General features: G+C 65.3%; 18 protein-coding genes and 1 pseudogene. 6 read left to right on the plus strand and 13 right to left on the minus strand.

The annotated features are described in order from the left end of the window. Positions 1-2: 2 nt before the first annotated feature. The 8 genes from DM373_RS12975 to DM373_RS13010 all read right to left on the minus strand — a co-directional run bounded on the left by DM373_RS12975 (position 3) and on the right by DM373_RS13010 (position 6014). On the minus strand, positions 3-1043 hold the full coding sequence (locus tag DM373_RS12975; RefSeq protein ID WP_110994040.1) for an AI-2E family transporter: 1041 nt from the start codon (positions 1041-1043) through the stop codon (positions 3-5). A gap of 11 nt (positions 1044-1054) precedes the next feature. Next, on the minus strand, positions 1055-1849 hold the full coding sequence (locus tag DM373_RS12980) for a DUF4892 domain-containing protein (RefSeq protein WP_110993967.1): 795 nt from the start codon (positions 1847-1849) through the stop codon (positions 1055-1057). 102 nt (positions 1850-1951) lie between these two features. Beyond that, positions 1952-2806, minus strand: coding sequence for an alpha/beta hydrolase (locus tag DM373_RS12985; protein WP_110993968.1), 855 nt, complete (start codon positions 2804-2806; stop codon positions 1952-1954). Further along, complete coding sequence (locus DM373_RS12990) at positions 2803-3591, minus strand: alpha/beta fold hydrolase (RefSeq protein ID WP_110993969.1); 789 nt, start codon at positions 3589-3591, stop codon at positions 2803-2805. The genes DM373_RS12985 and DM373_RS12990 overlap by 4 nt, the downstream gene beginning before the upstream one ends. Positions 3592-3689: 98 nt before the next feature. Next, on the minus strand, positions 3690-4073 hold the full coding sequence (locus DM373_RS12995) for a hypothetical protein (RefSeq protein WP_110993970.1): 384 nt from the start codon (positions 4071-4073) through the stop codon (positions 3690-3692). A 97-nt stretch (positions 4074-4170) separates the two neighbouring features. Then, positions 4171-4629, minus strand: coding sequence for a phosphohistidine phosphatase SixA (sixA, locus tag DM373_RS13000; RefSeq protein WP_110993971.1), 459 nt, complete (start codon positions 4627-4629; stop codon positions 4171-4173). Further along, positions 4626-4973: a DUF4389 domain-containing protein gene (locus DM373_RS13005; RefSeq protein WP_110993972.1), complete on the minus strand. Its 348-nt coding sequence runs from the start codon at positions 4971-4973 to the stop codon at positions 4626-4628. The genes sixA and DM373_RS13005 overlap by 4 nt, the downstream gene beginning before the upstream one ends. Positions 4974-4988: 15 nt before the next feature. Further along, the gene (locus DM373_RS13010; protein ID WP_110993973.1) at positions 4989-6014 is read right to left on the minus strand and encodes an NAD(P)H-dependent glycerol-3-phosphate dehydrogenase; all 1026 of its coding nucleotides are present in this window, start codon (positions 6012-6014) and stop codon (positions 4989-4991) included. Positions 6015-6183: 169 nt separating this feature from the next. On the opposite strand from DM373_RS13010, the gene DM373_RS13015 reads away from it, so the two are divergent. The 5 genes from DM373_RS13015 to fabB all read left to right on the plus strand — a co-directional run bounded on the left by DM373_RS13015 (position 6184) and on the right by fabB (position 13097). Then, entirely contained in the window at positions 6184-8331 is a 2148-nt protein-coding gene (locus DM373_RS13015) for a TonB-dependent receptor plug domain-containing protein (RefSeq protein WP_208642798.1), read from the plus strand. Next, complete coding sequence (locus tag DM373_RS13020; RefSeq protein ID WP_110993975.1) at positions 8331-9221, plus strand: ABC transporter substrate-binding protein; 891 nt, start codon at positions 8331-8333, stop codon at positions 9219-9221. Before DM373_RS13015 ends, DM373_RS13020 begins: the two co-directional genes overlap by 1 nt. Next, positions 9218-11146 (plus strand): response regulator, encoded by a 1929-nt coding sequence (locus DM373_RS13025; RefSeq protein WP_110993976.1) that lies wholly within the window; start codon positions 9218-9220, stop codon positions 11144-11146. Before DM373_RS13020 ends, DM373_RS13025 begins: the two co-directional genes overlap by 4 nt. Before the next feature lie 206 nt (positions 11147-11352). Then, positions 11353-11868, plus strand: coding sequence for a 3-hydroxyacyl-[acyl-carrier-protein] dehydratase FabA (gene fabA / locus DM373_RS13030; protein WP_110993977.1), 516 nt, complete (start codon positions 11353-11355; stop codon positions 11866-11868). Positions 11869-11879: 11 nt separating this feature from the next. Continuing rightward, positions 11880-13097 (plus strand): beta-ketoacyl-ACP synthase I, encoded by a 1218-nt coding sequence (fabB, locus tag DM373_RS13035; protein ID WP_110993978.1) that lies wholly within the window; start codon positions 11880-11882, stop codon positions 13095-13097. A gap of 62 nt (positions 13098-13159) precedes the next feature. Here fabB and DM373_RS29645 read toward each other — a convergent pair whose 3' ends face one another. The 3 genes and pseudogenes from DM373_RS29645 to DM373_RS13045 all read right to left on the minus strand — a co-directional run bounded on the left by DM373_RS29645 (position 13160) and on the right by DM373_RS13045 (position 15895). Further along, complete coding sequence (locus DM373_RS29645; protein ID WP_425272580.1) at positions 13160-14023, minus strand: methyl-accepting chemotaxis protein; 864 nt, start codon at positions 14021-14023, stop codon at positions 13160-13162. Further along, positions 14015-14785: pseudogene (locus DM373_RS29650) on the minus strand (MCP four helix bundle domain-containing protein); the annotation flags it as partial. The pseudogene DM373_RS29650 and the gene DM373_RS29645, both read right to left, overlap by 9 nt. Before the next feature lie 93 nt (positions 14786-14878). After that, on the minus strand, positions 14879-15895 hold the full coding sequence (locus tag DM373_RS13045; RefSeq protein ID WP_110993980.1) for an amidohydrolase family protein: 1017 nt from the start codon (positions 15893-15895) through the stop codon (positions 14879-14881). A gap of 117 nt (positions 15896-16012) precedes the next feature. Between DM373_RS13045 and DM373_RS13050 the strand changes: the two genes are divergently transcribed. Continuing rightward, the gene (locus tag DM373_RS13050; protein WP_110993981.1) at positions 16013-16876 is read left to right on the plus strand and encodes a pirin family protein; all 864 of its coding nucleotides are present in this window, start codon (positions 16013-16015) and stop codon (positions 16874-16876) included. A gap of 113 nt (positions 16877-16989) precedes the next feature. Here DM373_RS13050 and DM373_RS13055 read toward each other — a convergent pair whose 3' ends face one another. Continuing rightward, complete coding sequence (locus DM373_RS13055) at positions 16990-17715, minus strand: dienelactone hydrolase family protein (protein ID WP_110993982.1); 726 nt, start codon at positions 17713-17715, stop codon at positions 16990-16992. A 228-nt stretch (positions 17716-17943) separates the two neighbouring features. Then, on the minus strand, positions 17944-19851 hold the full coding sequence (htpG, locus tag DM373_RS13060; protein WP_110993983.1) for a molecular chaperone HtpG: 1908 nt from the start codon (positions 19849-19851) through the stop codon (positions 17944-17946). Between the last annotated feature and the right edge of the window lie 97 nt (positions 19852-19948).

Consider the following 19948-nt stretch of genomic DNA (forward strand, 5'->3'; position numbering starts at 1 on the left):
CGTCAGGTCTGCGCCGAGTGGCGGCTCCAGTCCAGCAGCAGGCTGTAGCCCACCGCCAACAGCGTCGGCCCGATGAACAAGCCGATAAAGCCAAAGGCGAGCAAACCGCCGAACACCCCGAGCAGCACGATCACCAATGGCAGGTTGCCGCCGCGGCTGATCAGGTAGGGTTTGAGCACGTTGTCCACGCCACTGATGACGAAGGTACCCCACACGCCGAGGAACACCGCCATGCCGTAATCGCCCTTCGACACCAGCCAGGCGGTGGCGGGGATCCACGCCAGCGGCGGGCCCATGGGGATCAGGCTGAGCATGAAGGTCACCAGGCTCAGCACCACCGCCCCCGGCACGCCGGCAATCAGGAAGCCGATCAGTGCCAGCAGGGCTTGCGCCGCAGCGGTGCCGATCACCCCGTTGACCACCCGTTGCACGGTACCGGCCACCAGTTCGACGTAGTACTCGGCGCGCTCGCCCACCAGCCGTTGCAGCAGGCGGTGCACGAACGCCGCCAGGCGCGGCCCGTCGCGGTAGAAGAAGAACACGAACACCAGGCTCAGGGTCAGCTCCAGCACCCCGCTGCCGATCTGCGCGCTGCGCGCCAGCAACCAGTTGCCGACCTGGCCGAGGTAAGGTTTGGCCGAGGCCAGCAGCGCCGCACCTTGCTGGTCGAACGACTCCCACCAGCCGACCAGGCGCGGCCCCACGAGCGGAATCCCCGCCACCCAGGCGGGCGCATCGGGCAGGCCTTCGACCTGCACGTCGCGCACAAAGGCGGTGGCATCGCGGATATGGTCGGCCAGATTGAAGCCCAGCCACACCAGCGGCAAGGCCACGATCAGGATCCAGGCCGAGGTCAGCAGGCTGGCGGCCAGGGTTTCCCGCCCGCCCAGCACACGCGTGAGCAAACGCATCAACGGCCAGCTGGCGAAGGCCAGGATGGCGCCCCACAGCAATGCCGAGATGAACGGTGCCATGACCCACAGCGCGGCACCGAGCAGCGCCAACAGCAGGATCTGCACCAGCAGGCGGTCGGTGTTGGGCATGGGGCGCTCGCTCAACGGATCAACTCCAGGTGCAGGCCATCGGTGGGCGCGTCGCCCACTTCGAGCCGGGCGCTGCGCACGCCGGCCTTGACCAGTTGCTCGCGCCAGGCTTCGGCGCCCTTGCCGCTGAGGCTGGCGCGCAGGGTGCTGTCGAGGTTGAGACTGCGGGCCAGCAGCGTGGCCCAGTTGGCCTGGGGCTCGGCGAGGTCGGGGTAGTCGAGCTTGCCCGTGTCGCGCAGTTCGCGCAGCACCGTGGCGGCGGTGGGCAGGATGTCGCCCAAGGCGCTCTCGGCTACAAACTCCTCCACATGCAGATAAGCGCGGCGGTTGCCACGGGTGACGCTGTACAGCGCCACCAAGGTGTCAGCCTCTTCGGCGGAACGGCGCAGCAAGATGAACGCCTGCTGCTCGTCCCCACCATTGAGCCGGGCGTTGGCGAACACGTCGTTGGCCCACAGGCTGGCTTCGCCGCAGTCACGGCCCTGGCACCAGAACAAGGGGTAGCCACCGTCTTTCTGCAAGGTTTCGCGGGCACTGGTGAACGCCTCACGGGCGCTGCGCTCGACTGGCAGTTCGTAGGTGACCGAGCTGACCTGGCCACGGCTTTCGACCTTGTCATCGACCCGCAGGCGACCGCTGATCTTGCGCAGCGGCCCCATCGGGTAGACCCGCTCCTGCTCCACGGCGGGGCGTTGATCGACCACTTTGGCGTCAACCGGAACGGGCAGCTCACCGGCCCACAGCCAGGGGCTGGCGAAGGCGAGGCAGGCAGCGATGGCACTGCGGGCGTAAACGGGTACGCTCATCGGCAGCCCTCGTGGCCGCGGGTTTGGAATACGTGAGTGTCTGGCATGTACATGGTTGTCTCCCTTTCAACCCGCCAAGCCTCGACACTTGCCCGGTGCAAGTCAAGGAATGCCAAAGAAGCGATTGAAACAGTCTGCAACAAGGGCCGCACCCTGCTCATCGTTCAAGTGCAGGTGATGGCCACCCGGCAGCGTGATCTGCTCGAAGGGTAGCTGCTCCAGCAGCTCCGTGTGGCGCGCCAGCATGCCGTCGGCCGCCACCACCAGGCAGGCCGGGCAGGCCACGCGTTTGACGAAGGCCATGGCCTGGGCCTGGTTCAGCCGCGTGGGTGAAGGCAACGTGAGGCGGCTGTCGCTGCGCCAGCTGTAACCGCCGGGCACCGGCATCAGGCCGCGCTGGGCCAGCAGCTCGGCTGCTTCACGGGTGACGGCGACCATGCCTTTCATGCGCGCCTCGACCCCCTCCTCCAGCGTCGAATAGACCGTCTTGCGCTTGCCGTCCAGGCGCAGCTGGGCCTGCAGGGCCATCCCCAGGCGCTCGGCGGCATCCTGTTCGGTCACGGTGGGCGGGATCACCCCGTCGATCAGCGCGAGGTGGCTGACCCGCTCGGGCAAGGCCCCGGCCAGCTGCACCGCGATGATCGCCCCGAGCGAATGGCCGAGCAGGCCGAAGCGCTGCCAGCCCAGTTGCTCGGCGACCCGCAGCACGTCGTGGGCGTAATCGGCCAGGGCGTAACCCGCCCCGACCGGGCGGTGCTGCGAATAGCCGTGCCCGGCCAGGTCGAGGGCGACGATGCGCAGCCCTTTTAGCTGGGGCGCCAGGCGGGCGAAGCTGTTGGCGTTGTCCAGCCAGCCGTGCAAGGCGATCACCGGCACCCCATCGTCGGGGCCGAACAGGTGGGCGGCCAGTTCGATATGGCCCAGGGCCAGGCGAACTTCTTCGACCTGGGCGCTCATGCCTGGCCCCAACGGTCGAACAGGTCTTTGATCAGGCTGGCGGTGTCGAGGGGGCGCTCCAGCGGGAACATGTGCCCGCCCGGCAGGCTGTGATATTCGCCCCTGGCCATGCCCCGCACGCCCAGCGCATGGTGCCGGCGGATCACCCGGCTCTGGGCGCCCCGCACCACGGCCAGCGGCACCTGCAACTGGCGCGGCGGCACCGGGCTGGCATGCGGGATGCTGCGGTAGATGCTGATCTCGGTGGCCGGGTCGAAACGCAGGCGCAGCCCGTCTTGCGCGCGCTCCAGGCCATGTTCCAGATAGGCCTCCAGGCATTCCGGGTCGAAGTGGCGGAACAGGGTCTTGCCGGCGAAGTAACGGCGCGCGCTGTCGCGGTCGGTGAATGCCTCACGCCGGCCCAGGGTGCGCCCGGCCGGGGTGATGCGGTCGATGAAGCCCAGGCGCTTGGCCGCCTGGATCAGCCATTCATCGACCCGGGTCAGCACCGGCGAGTCGAGCATCACCACGCCACGGTAGAGTTCCGGGCAGCGCAGCGCCGCATGCAGGTGCAGCACACCGCCCAGCGAATGGCCGACACCCCACACCGGGGCGTCCTGCTGTTCGAGGTGATGCAGCAGCTCGTCCACCAGGCTTTGCCAGTTGTCGTTCACCGGGAAGCGCGGGTCGTGGGCATGCTGGGCCAGGTGGCGCACCTGGTAATCCGGCGCCAGGGCGGCGAACAGCTTGCCGTAGGTGGCCGAGGGGAAGCCATTGGCGTGGGCGAAGAAGATCTGCTGCGACATGGCCGCCTGCTCTGCACGGGGAAGGATGGCCCATTGTCGGCAAGCCGGTGGGTGGCGGCAACGTCCGGAAAGGTCATCGCCAAGGGCGATCAGGTCATTCAGAAGGTGTCGAAACTGTCCATGGAGCGGCGCAGGCAGGCCTGCAGGTAGGCCAGCTGGCATTCCAGTGCCTGGCGAGCCAGGCGCCGGTCGGCTTTTTCCAACCCGCTTCTGCGCAGGTACAGGCAGCTGGACTGTATCAGCGCGGCCAGCTGGAGGCTCAGCGCCTCCACTTCCTGGAGTTTCTGCACGCTGTCGGTGCGTTCTTTGTGCAACAGGCCCGGGTTTGTCCGCAGCGAGCTCAGCAAGTGGTTGAACTTGACCTGCGCCGACTCGCGCAAAAGGCTGTATTCGGCAAAGTCCAGGACAGCGTCACCTTGCAGTTTTTTCAGTGTCGGCTCCATGTCGGCCGACCCCATCAACGCCAACCAGTGGCTATTCATGAATCACTCCCTCGACCCGCCAATGTTCACTTCCTGGCGCTGACGCTAACAATTGGCCGAGCGAGAGGACAACTGGCAAAAATGCCAGTTGCCTGAGTTACCCCGAATGATGAAGGCCACGCAGTGTCATCAACCCGGCCAGCGGCCAGTCGCCGTCCAGCATGGCCAGGCTGGCGGTGCTCAAGGGTGCCGGTTGCTGCGCATGGCCATGCTCCAGCATGCCCACCAGCGAACCCACCAGCGGCTGGTGGCTGACCAGCAGCACATGCTCCAGCCCCAGGCGCTCGAGCTCGCCGATCACCTGCTGCACATTGCTCTCGGGGGTCAGCCAGGGCACGCTGCGCACCGGCTCAGCGAAGCCCAGGGCATCGTGCACCAGCGCTGCGGTTTGCTGCGCGCGCACGTAAGGGCTGGCGATGATCGCCTGCAGCGGCTGGCCCAGCAGGTGCGCGGCACTGCGCAGCACCTGCTCGCGGCCGTGGGCGGTCAGGCGCCGTTCGGCGTCGGTGTTGGCGCGCGGCTCCGCCTCGCCGTGGCGCAGCACCCACAGCTTCACAGCTTGGGCTCCTCGTCACGCACCGGGTGCGGCGCCGGGGCCACGGCGTGGGCTGCCTCGCCTTCAGGGGCGCGGGGCGTGGGCCAGTCGGCGAACGGCCAGGGTTTCTGGTCGCTGTGGAAGCTGCCGAAACGGCCGATCTGTGCCAGGTACTGGCTGAGGCTGTCGCCAAAATTCATCAGGCTGGCGCTGGGCGCGCCGTAGATCAGCCGGTAGATCAGTTGCACCAGGACCAGGCCGCCCAGCAACAGCTCGGCGAGCTGCCAGACCACCAGGAACACCAGCATCCACAGCACCCGCAGGATGATCGACTCGCGCGCGGCGCTTTGCGGGGTATCGTTCATGTGTCGCTCCTTCGTTCAGTTGAAACCGCTGGTGGAAATGAAATCGATGTCGGTCTTGGGCTCGGCGCGCATCAGGTGCTCGATCACCTGGTTGAGCGTGCGGCCTTCGAACAGGATCGCATGCAGGCCGGCCACCAGGGGCATGTACACCTGCACCTCCTGGGCCTTGGCCTTGAGCACCTTGATGGTGTTGACCCCTTCGGCCACCTCGCCCAGGCGGCTGACGGCCTGCTCCAGGGTCAGGCCCTGGCCCAGGGCATGGCCGACCTGGTAGTTGCGGCTCTTGGGCGAGGAGCAGGTGACGATCAGGTCGCCTACCCCGGCCAGGCCAAGGAAGGTCATGGGGTTGGCACCCTGGCTCACGGCGAAGCGCGTCATCTCGGCCAGGGCGCGTGTGATCAGCATGCTCTTGGTGTTCTCGCCCATGCCCAGTGCCACCGCCATGCCGGCGATGATTGCGTAGACGTTCTTCAGGGCGCCGCCCAGCTCGACGCCGAAACGATCGCTGCTGGCATAGACGCGGAAGGTGCGGCCGTGCAGCACGGCCTGCACCTGCTGGCACAGGGCTTCATCTTCGCTGGCGACCACGGTGGCGGTCAGCGCATGCTCGGCGATCTCGCGGGCAAGGTTCGGCCCCGACAGCACGCCGATGCGCGCCTGGGGCGCGATCTCTTCGAGGATCTGGCTCATCAGCTTGAAGCTCTGTGCCTCGATGCCCTTGGTCAGGCTGACCAGGCCTTTGCCACGCAGCAGCTCTGCGTGGGGCGCCAACACGCTGCGCAGGGCGCTCGACGGCAGCGCGACGAAGATCAGGTCGCTGGCCTGCAAGGTGGCGAGCAGGTCGTTGACCGGCTCGACGCCGTCATGCAGGCGAATGCCCTTGAGGTAACGCGGATTCTCGCGGTTGAGGCGCATCGCCTCGGCCTGCGCCGGGTCGCGCATCCATTGGCGCACCGGGTGGCCGTTTTCCGCCAGCAGGTTTGCCACGGCGGTGCCGAAGCTGCCGCCGCCAAGAACTGCAACAGGTTGCTGTTCAGTCATATCCAATCCGTTAACCCATAAAATAAGTGGCGACTGGCGCATTATACGGCCCGCATGCGACAGAACCAGTGGCGCATCGCCGAGCAAGCCCGCTCTCGCGGTTCAGTAGCCTGGCATGCGGCAACTTGCCAACAGCAGATCACTGGCAAAAGCCACACGGTCAGTTAACATGCCTGATTCATTTCTGAAACAAGGCCGTACCGTGTTCCCTGGCACGCCCCCTTACCCGCGCCTGCTGATACTGACCGCCCTGCTCGGCGGCCCGGCCATGGCCGATGATCTGTTCACCGACGCCCAGGACCTGCCCCAGGTTCTGACCGCCACACGCCTGAAACAATCCCCGGCCGCGGTGCCGGGCAGCATGACCGTGCTCGACAGCGAGCTGATCCACGCCAGCGGCGCCCGGGACATCCCCGAGCTGCTGCGCCTGGTGCCGGGCATGATGATCGGCTATGGCGCCGGCAACCAGCCAACGGTCAACTACCACGGCAGCAACGTCAACGATGCCCGGCGCATGCAGGTGCTGATCGACGGCCGTTCGGTGTACCGCGCGGGCCTGGCCACGGTGGACTGGAGTGACATCCCGGTGGCCATCGAGGATATCGAGCGAATCGAAGTGTTCCGTGGCCCCAACACCGTCAGCTATGGTGCCAACGCGCTGATGGCGGTGGTCAACATCCTCACCCGCAACCCCGCCGACAGCCACGGCACGCGGGTGAAGCTGACCCGTGGCCAGGACGGCATCAACGACTATTACGCCAGCCAAGGTATCGGCTGGGACGGCGGCGACCTGCGCCTGTCGCTGTCGGGCCAGCAGGACGACGGCTTCGACAAGGACCAGTTCGGCCAGGACTACCGCGACAGCCGCCGGCTCAACCGCATCAATATCAATGCCAGCCACAGCCTGGCGCCGGACCAGACCCTGGAATGGCAACTGGCGGCCAAGGAGGGCAGCAACCAGCGGCCCTATACCTACCAGCCAGTATTCGGCAGATACGCCGCGGGCAACGATGCCGACGTCAACGCCAAGGACTATGCCGGTTCGTTGCGCTGGAACATCGACTTCAACCCCGACCACAGCCTGTACGTGCAGGGTTCGGCGCAGCACTTCGACCGTCAGCAGGTCTGGCGCGCCTGCGACGCCTCCATTGCCTTCAGCCCGGAGCTGACCCGGCTGTGGCAACTGAATCCGAACTTTGCCGAGGGTGTTGCACGCAATCTCTTCACCGGCAACCTGCCGACCACCAGCGACCCTCTGCTCGCCTCGCTCAGGCAGCAAGTGCAGGATCAATGGAATGCCGGCGGGCGCAACACGGTGTGCGGCGATGTCGACCAGAGCACCCGCGAAACGCGCTACGACCTGGAGATCCAGGACACCTTGAGCCTGAACGAGAGCCTGCGCCTGGTCACGGGCATGAACTACCGCTACGACCGCGCAGACTCGCAGACCTACTTCAACGGCAGCCTCGACGACCAGACCTGGCGCCTGTTCGGCCAGCTGGAGTGGCGCGCCGACGAACACTGGGTCGTCCAGGGCGGGGCGATGTACGAGAATACCCAGCTGTCCGGCAACTCGTTGACCCCGCGCGTGGCGGTGAACTACCTGATCACCCCACGCCACGGCTTGCGAGCGGTGTACTCCGAAGCGGTGCGCTCACCCGACATGTTCGAGAACAACGTCAACTGGAGCTACACGGTCAAGGGCCTGTCCCCCAACCTGTACGGCCTGCAGGACGGCGAGTACTTCGTCAAGATCCGCGGCCCGGGCAACCTCGACCAGGAGCGCATGCGCTCGCGCGAGCTGGGCTACAACGGCTACTTCAGCGACATCGACCTGAGCATGGACGTGAAGCTGTTCTACGACGAGATCACCGGGATGATCAGCGAGCCCCTGAAGAACAACCAGTACATCGCCAGCAACGCCAACAAGGCGCGCTTCACCGGCAGCGAGGCGCAGTTCGACTGGCGCGCCACCCAGCGCGACCGCCTGCGCATCACTTACGCCTATGTCGACGCCTGGGCCAGCAACCCCGCCGACCGGCGCCTGAGCGCCCGCAACAGCGGCTCGGCCGGCTGGCTGCGCGAGTGGGGCCTGGGCTGGTCCAGCGCCCTCTTCTATTACGGTGACGATGCGCTCAACCAGTACCGCTACGAGCGCGTCGACCTGCGCGTGGCCAAACGCTTCAAGGTGCAGGGCAGCGACCTGGAGCTGGCGGCCCTGTGGCAGCAGCGCCTGGATGACGAGCCGACCACTGCCATCCAGAACCGCTACGACAGCCGTCACCGCCTGAGCGTGAGCGCGGAGCTGGCGTTCTGATGGTCGTGCTGCTGCGCTTGCTGCTGCTGTGCATCCTGCCACTGGGTTCGCTGTCGGCCAGCGAAATCCTGCTGGTGGGTGCCGACGACCAGCCGGGCATCCGCAGCTTCGTCGCCGCCCTGGCGCAGCGCCGTCCGCACGATCATGTGCATTTCCAGACCGTGAGCGAACTGCCGCGCCCGGAACAGCTGAAAAGCGATACGCGCCTGGTGCTGCTGGACGGCCCGGCGCTGGAGTGGCGCCTGGGCGAAACCGCAGGCCCGCCGGCGCTGGCCCTGAGGGTCAGCCGGGTGCAGGCCGAGCAACGCCTGGGAAAGTCGCGGCCGGCGTTCCTCAGCCTGCTGTGGAGTGACCCGCCGCTGGCCCGGCAATTGCGCCTGGCCCGCTACCTGTTGCCGCAGGCGCGGCGCATCGGCGTGCTGTACGGTGAGCACAGCCGCTTCCTGCTCGATGAGCTGCGCCAGGCCGCCCAGCCCATGGGGCTGGAGATCGTCGCAGAGGGCTGGCCCGATTTGCGCGACAGCCGCCCGCTGCAGAACCTGCTGGCCAACAGCGATGTGCTGCTGGGGCTCGACGACCCCGAGCTGTACAACTCCAAATCGGCCAAGAACGTGCTGCTCAGCAGTTACGGCCGGCAGATGGCGCTGATCGGGCCGAACGTCGGTTTCGTCCGTGCCGGTGCCCTGGCCAGCACCTACAGCGACCAGGACGACTGGCTGGCAGTGCTCGACCACCTGCTCGAGCAACCCCCGTCACGCTGGCCACGCAGCCTTTACCCCACGCATTTCGCCGTCAGTGGCAACCAGCAGGTGGCGCGCGCCCTGGGCCTGGAAGCCATCGATCAGGACGCCGCCGCACTGGCGTTGGCGGCAGGAGAACCCACCCCATGAGCAAACGCCTGAGCTGGGACATCCACACCCGCACGCAGATCATCAGCCTCGGCCCTGCCCTGCTGCTGACCTTGCTGCTGATCAGTTTCTTCACCTTCGTGCGTATCCAGGACTTGCGCCAGGAGCTCAACCACACCGGCCAATTGATCGCCAACCAGCTAGCGCCAGCCTCCGAGTACGGCGTGATCTCCGGCAACAATGAAGTGCTCGACAGCCTGATGCGCGCGACCCTGAGCATCCCTCACGTGCGCTTCCTCGAGGTGCAGGACAGCCGCAACCACATCCTGGTGTACGTCGAACAACCGGACGAAAGCCTCAGCCGGGCGCAACGGGTGGAAGTGTTCCAGGCGCCGATCCGCCTGCAGCAGATCCGCCTGGACAACGACTTCCTGCAGGGCAAGCCGCAGTTGCCGAGCATCGGCGACGACTACCTGGGACGGGTGATCGTGGGCATGTCCGACGACGCCTTCAGCCAGCGCCAGCAGGAGATCGTGATCAAGGCCGGCATCCTCGCCCTGTTCGCGCTGCTGTTCACCTTCCTGCTGGCCCGGCGCCTGGCCATGAGCCTGTCCAAGCCGATCAGCGACATGGGCCATGCGGTCAAGGCCATCCAGCAAGGTGATTTCAATGCCCCGTTGCCGGTGGTCGATGACAGCGAACTGGGCCACCTGGCGCGGCACATCAACAACCTGGCCAGCGCCCTGGACCAGGCCGCCCATGAACAGCAGCAGGCCATGAGCCAGTTGATCCAGGCCCGCGAAGAGGCCGAGCAGGCCAACCGTGCCAAGTCGGACTTCCTGGCCATGATGAGCCATGAACTGCGCACCCCCATGAACGGTGTCCTGGGCATGCTGCAGCTGCTGGAGACCACCCGCTTGACCAACGAGCAGGCCGAATACGCCGCAGTGGCCAGCGAGTCCACCGGGCACCTGCTCAAGGTGATCAACGACATCCTCGATTTCTCGCGGATCGAACGCACCACGCTGCAACTGGAGCACATCGACTTCAACCTTGGCGAGCTGGTCGCCAGCAGTGTCCAGTCGTTCCAGCACAGCGCCCAGCAGCGCGGCCTGGCGCTGCACCTGCAGTTGCCGCCTGGCATGGAGCTGTTGCAGGTGGTCGGCGACCCGACCCGCATCCGGCAGGTCCTGCTCAACCTGATCGGCAATGCGCTGAAGTTCACCGAACGCGGCGAAGTGGCGGTAGAAGCGAGCTGGCGGGTGCTCGATCAGCAGATGATCTGGCTGACCTGCACCGTGCGCGACACGGGCATCGGTATCGACAGCAACCGCCTGGAAATGATGTTCGTCGCCTTCCAGCAGGCCGACAGCTCGATTTCCCGGCGCTACGGCGGTACCGGGCTGGGCCTGTCGATCGCCCGCACCCTGGCCGAACGCATGGGCGGCCAGTTGCGTGGCGAAAGCCGCGAAGGGTTGGGCTCGACCTTCACCCTGGAGATGCCGCTGGCCCTGGCCAACGCCCCCGCGGCCCTGCCTGTGGGCGCGGCGGCTGCCGGTGCGCTGGGTGGCAACGGCGAGCGGGTCCTGCTGGTGGAGGACAATCCGGTCAACCAGAGCGTCATCGAAGCCATGCTGCGCAGCCTCGGCTTCGAGGTCAGCTTGGCGATGGATGGCGCCCAGGCGGTCGACCTGGTGCAGCAGCAACGCTTCGCCGCCGTGCTGATGGACTGCCGCCTGCCGCAGGTGGACGGCTTCGAGGCCACCCGGCGCATCCGCCAGCTGGCACAGGGCGACGGGCTGCCGATCATCGCCCTCACCGCCAGTGTGCTGGAGGGCGACCGCGAGCGCTGCCTGGCCGCCGGCATGAACGATTACCTGAGCAAGCCGTTCAAACGCACCGAGCTGCAGCGCATCCTGCACCGCTGGTTGCCCGCTCGGACAGCCGCGACTGGCGATAAATGCTAAAGTGCGGCAGTCTTAAAGACTGGACAGGACCTTCGCAGGCCCGGAAAATAACATTTCAGTGCACACCTGTACTTCTTTTGCCAGGTGCGCTGTGACTTTCACCACAACGCAATAGTCTACCTGTAGGCTGCCGCCTCGAATGCACAACGCTTCGGGCCGGCCGGGAAGATTCATCCCCTGCCGCAGGGGGTTATTGAGGAGCTCGCATGACCAAACAAAACGCCTTTACCCGGGAAGACCTGCTGCGCTGCAGTCGCGGTGAGCTGTTCGGCCCCGGTAATGCGCAACTGCCCGCCCCGAACATGCTGATGGTCGATCGCATCGCCCATATCAGCGAGGAAGGCGGCAAGTTCGGCAAAGGTGAATTGGTCGCCGAGCTGGATATCAATCCGGACCTGTGGTTCTTCGCCTGCCACTTCGAAGGCGACCCGGTGATGCCAGGCTGCCTGGGCCTCGATGCCATGTGGCAGCTGGTCGGCTTCTTCCTTGGCTGGCAGGGCCTGCCGGGCCGCGGCCGCGCGCTGGGTTCGGGCGAAGTGAAGTTCTTCGGCCAGGTACTACCCACCGCCAAGAAAGTCACCTACAACATTCACATCAAGCGCGTCCTGAAGGGCAAGCTGAACATGGCCATCGCCGATGGCTCGGTCAGCGTCGACGGTCGCGAGATCTACACCGCCGAAGGCCTGCGAGTCGGCGTGTTCACCTCCACTGACAATTTCTAAGGGTTATTCGCATGCGCCGCGTCGTTATCACTGGTCTGGGCATCGTTTCGTGCCTGGGCAATGACAAAGCTACCGTCACCGAAAACCTGCGCAACAGCCGTCCGGGCATTCGTTACAACCCGGAATACAAGGAGATGGGGCTGCGTAGCCAGGTTTCCGGCTCCATCGACCTGAACCTCGAAGAGCTGATCGACCGCAAGGTGTATCGCTTCGTTGGCCACGCCGCTGCCTACGCGTACCTGGCGATGCAGGATGCGATCAAGGACGCCGGCCTGACCGAAGAGCAAGTGTCGAACCCGCGCACCGGCCTGGTTGCCGGTTCCGGCGGCGCTTCCACGCTGAACCAGATGGAAGCCCTGGACACCCTGCGCGAGAAAGGCGTCAAGCGCGTTGGCCCATACCGTGTCACCCGCACCATGGGCAGCACCGTGTCGGCGTGCCTGGCCACCCCGTTCAAGATCAAGGGCATCAACTACTCGATCTCGTCGGCCTGCGCCACCTCGGCACACTGCATCGGCACCGCGCTGGAGCAGATCCAGTGGGGCAAGCAGGACATCGTCTTCGCCGGTGGCGGTGAAGAAGAGCACTGGAGCCAGTCGTTCCTGTTCGATGCCATGGGCGCCCTGTCGACCAAGCGCAACGAAACCCCAGAGCTGGCCTCGCGCGCCTACGACGCCGACCGTGATGGCTTCGTCATCGCTGGCGGTGGCGGCATGGTGGTGGTCGAGGAGCTGGAACACGCCCTGGCCCGTGGCGCCAAGATCTACGCCGAAATCGTCGGCTACGGCGCGACTTCGGACGGCTACGACATGGTCGCCCCGAGCGGCGAAGGCGCGATCCGCTGCATGCAGCAGGCGCTGTCCACCGTCGACACCCCGATCGACTACCTGAACACCCACGGCACCTCCACCCCGGTCGGCGACGTTGCCGAGATGAAGGGCGTGCGTGAAGTGTTCAAGGACAAGGCTCCGAAGATCAGCTCGACCAAGAGCCTGTCCGGCCACTCGCTGGGCGCCGCAGGCGTGCACGAGGCGATCTACTGCCTGCTGATGATGGAGAATGACTTCATCGCCGGCTCGGCCAACATCGACGAGCTGGATCCGGAAGTTGCCGACCTGCCGATCGTGCGCAAGACCGAAGACGCCAAGCTCACCACCGTGATGAGCAACAGCTTCGGCTTCGGCGGCACCAACGCCACCCTGGTGCTCAAGCGCTGGGAAGGCAAGTGATCGCTTGATCTGCTGAACGAGAACGCCCGGGCCTAAGGTCCGGGCGTTTTTGTTTGTGGCCTTCAGACCGAAAACCGCTGTACCAGGGTGTTCAAGTCCACCGCCAGCCGCGACAGCGACTGGCTCGCCGCCGAGGTTTGCTCGGCGCCGGCTGAAGACTGATGCGCCAGGTCGCGAATGGTGGTCAGGTTACGGTCCACCTCCCGCGCCACCTGGGCCTGCTGCTCCGACGCACTGGCGATCACCAGGTTGCGCTCGTTGATCTGGCCGATGGCCCCGGCAATCGCTTCCAGCGCCGCACCGGCGGCATGGGCGCCATCGAGGGTCGAGCGGGCCCGCGCATCACTTTGCTGCATGCCCTGCACGGCACGTTCGGCACCCCCCTGGATAGCCACGATCATCTGTTCGATCTCGCGGGTCGAAGCCTGGGTGCGATGGGCCAACGCCCGCACTTCGTCGGCCACCACGGCAAACCCGCGCCCGGCCTCGCCGGCCCGTGCCGCCTCGATGGCGGCGTTGAGCGCCAGCAGGTTGGTCTGCTCGGCGATCGAACCGATCACCTCCAGCACCTTGCTGATATCGTGCACCTGCTGGGCCAATTGGCCGACCTCTTCGGCATTGCCGGCCACGCCACTGGCCAGCGCCTCAATGGCGGCGACCGTGGCCTGCACCTGTTCGCGGCCCTGGCGGGCGATGCGGTCGGATTCAGCAGAAGCCTCAGAGGTGGCCACGGCATTGCTCGCCACCTCCTCCACCGCCGCGGTCATCTGGTTGACCGCGGTGGCCGCCTGCTCGATCTCCTGGCTCTGCTGCTGCAGGCCGCGGGTGGCGTCCTCGGTCACCGCGCTGAGCTCTTCGGAGGCCGAAGCCAACTGACTGGCCGAGTCGGAAATCCGCCCGATGGTCTCGCGCAGGCTTTGCTGCATGCTTTTGAGCGCCGCCAGCAAGCGGGCCGGCTCGTCATCGCCCTGCACGGCGATCTGCGGCGTCAGGTCGCCAGTGGCGACCGTCTCGGCCACTTTCAGCGACTGCCCGAGCGGGCGCACGATGCTGCGGGTCAGGGCCATGGCCAGCACCACGGTCAAGGTCAGGGCCACCACCAACAGCCCCATCACCCAGACCCGCGCTGCACTGTAGACGGACTCGGCCGTGGTGGTGGCCAGCCCGGCATGGTGAGTGTTCAGCGCGATCAGTTCGTTGAGGCTGGCCGTCATCTGATCGGCGATCTGGTTGATCTCGCCATTGACCAGCGCCGCAGCCGCTTCGATGCGGCCATCGCTGGCCAACTGCACCACCTGGCCCTGCAAGGTCATGTACTGGCGTTCGAGGCCCAGGTAGCGGTCGAACAGGGTACGCTCCTCCGGCAGCACGATCAGCGCGTCATAGCGTTGCTGGGCCTTGCTCAGGCCGGCCTTGATCTCCTCGATGCGGGCACGGTTCTGCTGCTGCGCCGTGCTGTCGGTGTTGACCAGCAGGCGCAGGGTGAGCGCGCGAATGCGCAGCATGTCCTGGGTCATGCTGCCCACCGAGATGATGCTGGGCAGCCAGTTGTCGTCCACCTGCTCGGCCTGTTGGCGCATGTTGGTCATCTGTTGCAGGGCGAAACTGCCCAGCGCCACCACCAGCAAGGCCATGATGCCGAAGCCGATCCCGGCGCGCGGGGCGATATTCAAGCGTCTGAGGCTCATTTCAGGATCCCTCCCAAAGGTATTGTTCCGTCGCTTAAAGAAGGTATCGGGCGGTTAGAAATTTGCGTAAGACAAAAACGCGATATCAAAACGCTACTTGTCCTGCTTTGCCACCTTGGGTAGCACGGCAAGGAAATTGTCCCGCGCCACCTTGTTCGCGACCGCCTCCGGCAAGGCATCGAGAAACGGTTTGAAGCCATGAAGCTGCTCGCCAAGGCTATCGAAGCGCCCCACCAGGTCGGAGCCAAGCATGAACCGCTCAGGGAAGCGCTCTACCAGCTGCAGCCAGGCTTGGCGAGGCACGCCTTCGCTATCCAGCAAGTAAGGTTCGAGCACGCTCCAGGACAGGTCGACGTACAGATTGGGGTAATCCTCGAGCAGCCGGGTCAGTACCGGCAGCAGAAAGTCCATCTGCGTCTGGTGCCGGTGAATTTCCAGGCTGCTGCCCGCATGGGCCCAGATGAACCGGGTGTGCGGGTGGTTACGCAAGGGCTCCTCGATTTCGGCCAGGTACAGCGGGTTGCGCTCGCGCTTGGACGTGATATTGGAATGCAGCAGGACCGGCAGGTCGCGCTCGGCGGCCAGGTGGTAGATGCGGGTCATTGCCTCGTTGTTGGCCCGCGGCGTATCGCCGCTGGTCAGTGCAGTGAGGTCATCGTGGCGGGTGAACACTTCGCCGATGCCCTGCCACAACCCGGGATACAGCTCGAGTATGCGTTCGATGTGGCTGACGGCGTTCTTGTCCACCGGGTTGAAGCCCGTAAGAAACGGATGGAAACGCCGTCGCTGCGCAGGCGCCAGCTTTTCCAGGGCCGCGGCCACGTACAGGTCGGTGGCGCTGTACCAGTAGGCGTCGGCATCATCGCCCGCATAGTAGCGCGGGCGCTTGGGCTCATCCTCGTGCCATTTCTTGGCCACCGGGATACCGGCGATCATCGACTGCTCGACCCCGGCCTTGTCCATGGCCTTGAGCAGCGCCGGCATGCCCTCGGTTTCCTGGAAGAAGTCCACGTAGTGCAGGTGGGCATCGCTGTAACGATAGTCGCGGGCCTGGGCCGACGGATACAGGCACCCGTAGAGCAGCAGGCCGGCGAGGATGCGCACGATCATTGCCGCCTCCTTTGCAGGGTATGGAAAGGGTAGACCCAACGGCCGCTTCGGCGGTTCAGCGCCAGCACGCGAACCGCTATGCTTGGGGCATTCCCCTGCCCACTCCGGAGTACCCCCATGAGCAGCCCCTTGGTCATCCGCCCCCGCGCCGAATCGGTCGAGGGCCAGCCGATCCTGCGCCCGCTGCCCTCGGCCCAGTGCCGCAGCGTCGGGCCTTTCGTGTTCTTCGACCACATGCTCGAGACCGACTACGCCCCGGGCACCGGTATGGATATCCGCCAGCACCCGCATATCGGCCTGTCGACCCTTACCTACCTGTTCGAAGGCGAGATTCAGCACAAGGACAGCCTGGGCTCGGACCAACGCGTGCTGCCAGGGGATGTGAGCTGGATGACGGCGCGAGGCGGCGTGGCCCACGTCGAGCGCACACCTGCCGACCTGAGGGCCAAGGGTTCACGACTGCACGGGCTGCAAGTCTGGCTGGCGTCGCCGCGCAAGCACGAGCAGGGCATGCCGAGCTACAGCCATCATCCGGCAGCGAGCCTGCCAGTCAGTGACAGCCTTGGGGTGCAGATCCGCATGATCGCCGGCAATGGTTTTTGCCTGGAGTCGCCAGTGCCGGTGCTCTCCCCTACCCTGTATGCCCACGTGCACATGCAATCGGCCACGACGCTGACAGTCCCTGCCGAGCATGAGCAACGCGCCTTGTATGTGCTGGACGGTGAACTGTCGCTGAACGACGAGCGCGTGGAGGCCTGCAGCCTGGTCGTGCTGCCGGAGGGCGAAGCAATGGTTCTATACGCCGAAGAAGCCTGCCAGCTGGTGCTGATCGGGGGTGCGGCGCTGGATGGGCCGCGGCGGATGAACTGGAATTTCGTTGCCAGTGACCCGGAGCTGATCGAGCAAGCGCGAGCGCGTTGGGCGGCGGGCGATTGGCCGGTGGTGCCAGGGGAAAGCGGGCGGATCGAATTGCCGCGTTGATGTGGGGCCGCTTTGCGGCCCATCGCGGGTAAACCCGCTCCCACAGGGGTCGCGTGACCTTCTGTGGGAGCGGGTTTACCCGCGAAGGGCTGCGCAGCAGCCCCCTTTCACATTCAGCCGCGGAACACTTCACCAAGCAGGTTATGCATCGCGCGGAATGCCCGCTCCGACGTGCGTCGGTCGTACTGCATCTTGCCCGGCACATTGGCATGCGGGTCGGTGAACGAGTGCACCGCACCGCCGTAGCTGAGCAACTGCCAGTCGACCTTGGCGGCATTCATCTCGTCTTCGAAGGCCGGCAACTGTTCTTTCGGCACCAGTGGGTCGGATGCACCGTGCAGCACCAGCACCGCACCTTTGATGCGCTTGGCATCCGCCGGGTTCGGCGTATCCAGCGTGCCGTGGAACGACACGGCCGCCTTCAGGTCGGCACCGGTACGCGCCAGCTCCAAGGCGCAACAACCGCCGAAGCAGAAGCCGAAGGTAGCCACCTTGCCCGGCTCCAGCAGGGCCTTGGACTGGCCCACCAACTGCGCCAGGGCTTCCTGCATGCGTTTGCGCAGCTCGGCGCGATCGTTCTTCAGCGGCATCATCGCCGCCCCGGCCTCATCGGCATTGGACGGTCGCACCGATTGCCCGTAAAGGTCGGCGATCAACACCACATAGCCCTGCTCCGCCACTTCCTTGGCGATGCGCTCGGCACCTTCGCCAATCCCCATCCAGTTCGGCGCCATCACCAGGCCCGGCTGCGGCAGTGCGCCGGGGGCATAGACCAGGCGGCTCTCATAGGTCTTGCCCGACAGGTGATAAACCAGCGACTCGACGATGACCTTGCTCATTCAGCTCTCCTTGGGCTTTCACGGAAAAACTTGAGGTTAGACGCTACACAGACCTGTGGGAGCGGGTTTACCGGAGTGCCGGACCACCGCGAACACCGGCAAAGCCGGTGCCATGCACCGCGGCGCACGCTTCGCGGTGGTCCGGCACTCCGGTAAACCCGCTCCCACAGGGAACTGGCAAACACCCTCAATAAAAAAGCCCGCCGAAGCGGGCTTTTGTCCATCAACTCAGGCCGACAGCTCGACCAGCAGCTTGTTGAGGCGGCGGACATAAGCCGCCGGGTCCTTCAGGCTGTCACCGGCCGCCAGTGCCGCCTGGTCGAACAGGATGTGCGACAGCTCGGCGAAGCGGTCTTCGCTCTGCTCGCCATCGAGCTTCTCGATCAGCGGGTGGCTTGGGTTGAATTCGAAGATCGGCTTGGAATCCGGCACCTTCTGCCCGCTGGCCTCGAGGATCTGGCGCATCTGCAGGCCCAGGTCCTGCTCGCCGATGGCAAGGATTGCCGGCGAGTCGGTCAGGCGGTGCGAAACGCGCACTTCGGCAACGCTGTCACCCAGCGCGCCCTTGAGGCGCTCGACCAGGCCTTCCTTGTCCTTGGCCACTTCTTCCTGGGCTTTCTTGTCCTCTTCGGAGTCCAGCTTGCCCAGGTCCAGGTCGCCACGGGCGACATCAACGAAGGCCTTGCCATCGAACTCGCTGAGGTAGCTCATCAGCCACTCGTCGATACGGTCGGTGAGCAGCAGCACTTCGATGCCTTTCTTGCGGAAGACCTCCAGGTGCGGGCTGTTCTTGACCTGGGCATGGGACTCGCCGGTGAGGAAGTAGATCTTGTCCTGGCCTTCCTTGGCGCGAGCCAGGTAGTCAGCCAGGGCGACGCTCTGCTCGCCACTGTCATCGTGGGTCGAGGCAAAGCGCAGCAGGCCGGCGATCTTCTCTTTGTTGGCGAAGTCTTCGGCCGGGCCTTCCTTCAGCACCTGGCCGAAGTTCTTCCAGAAGCCCTTGTACTGCTCGGGTTCGTTCTTGGCCAGCTTCTCCAGCATGTCCAGCACGCGCTTGGTCAGCGCGGTCTTCATCGAATCGATGATCGGATCCTTCTGCAGGATCTCGCGGGAGACGTTCAGCGACAGGTCGTTGGAATCGACCACGCCTTTGATGAACCGCAGGTACAGCGGTAGGAACGATTCGGCCTGGTCCATGATGAACACGCGCTGCACGTACAGTTTCAGGCCGCGTGGCGCTTCGCGCTGGTACAGGTCGAACGGTGCGCGGGCCGGTACGTACAGCAGCGAGCTGTACTCGAGCTTGCCTTCGACCTTGTTGTGGCTCCAGGCCAGCGGGTTCTCGAAGTCATGGCCGATGTGCTTGTAGAACTCCTGGTATTCCTCGTCCTTCACCTCGGTGCGCGAACGGGTCCACAGGGCGCTGGCGCGGTTGACGGTTTCCCATTCCTGCGCCGGTTGCTCTTCACCCTCGGCGGCTTCGGCCTGCTCCTTGGGCAGCTCGATCGGCAAGGCGATATGGTCGGAGTACTTCTTGACGATGTTGCGCAGGCGCCAGCCATCGGCGAACTCTTCTTCACCGCTTTTCAGGTGCAGGACGATGCGGGTGCCGCGCTGCGGCTTGTCGACAGTGGCAACTTCGAACTCACCCTCGCCCTTGGACGACCAGTGCACGCCTTCGGCGGCCGGCAGGCCGGCGCGGCGGCTGAACACGTCGACCTTGTCGGCGACGATGAATGCCGAGTAGAAGCCCACGCCGAACTGGCCGATCAGGTGCGAATCTTTCTTCTGGTCACCGGTGAGGTTCTTCATGAAGTCGGCGGTGCCGGACTTGGCAATGGTACCCAGGTGCGCGATGACGTCTTCGCGGCTCATGCCGATACCGTTGTCCTCGAGGGTCACGGTGTTGGCGGCCTTGTCGAAGCTCACGCGGATCTTCAGGTCGGCGTCGCCCTCGAGCAGATCAGGCTTGGCCAGGGCCTCGAAGCGCAGCTTGTCGGCAGCGTCGGAGGCGTTGGAAATCAGCTCGCGGAGGAAGATTTCCTTGTTCGAATACAGGGAATGAATCATGAGGTGCAGCAGTTGCTTGACCTCGGTCTGGAAGCCCAGGGTTTCTTTTTGAGTCTCCACACTCATCGTCTTCAAACTCCAATCTGTTGGTAGGTGACGCCTGGCGACCCCGTGGGCCTGCATTTTTTGGCGGATGTTCAGCAGATGGGGGCTTGCCCGTCCA

The organism is Pseudomonas sichuanensis (genome assembly GCF_003231305.1).
Lineage (GTDB): Bacteria > Pseudomonadota > Gammaproteobacteria > Pseudomonadales > Pseudomonadaceae > Aquipseudomonas > Aquipseudomonas sichuanensis.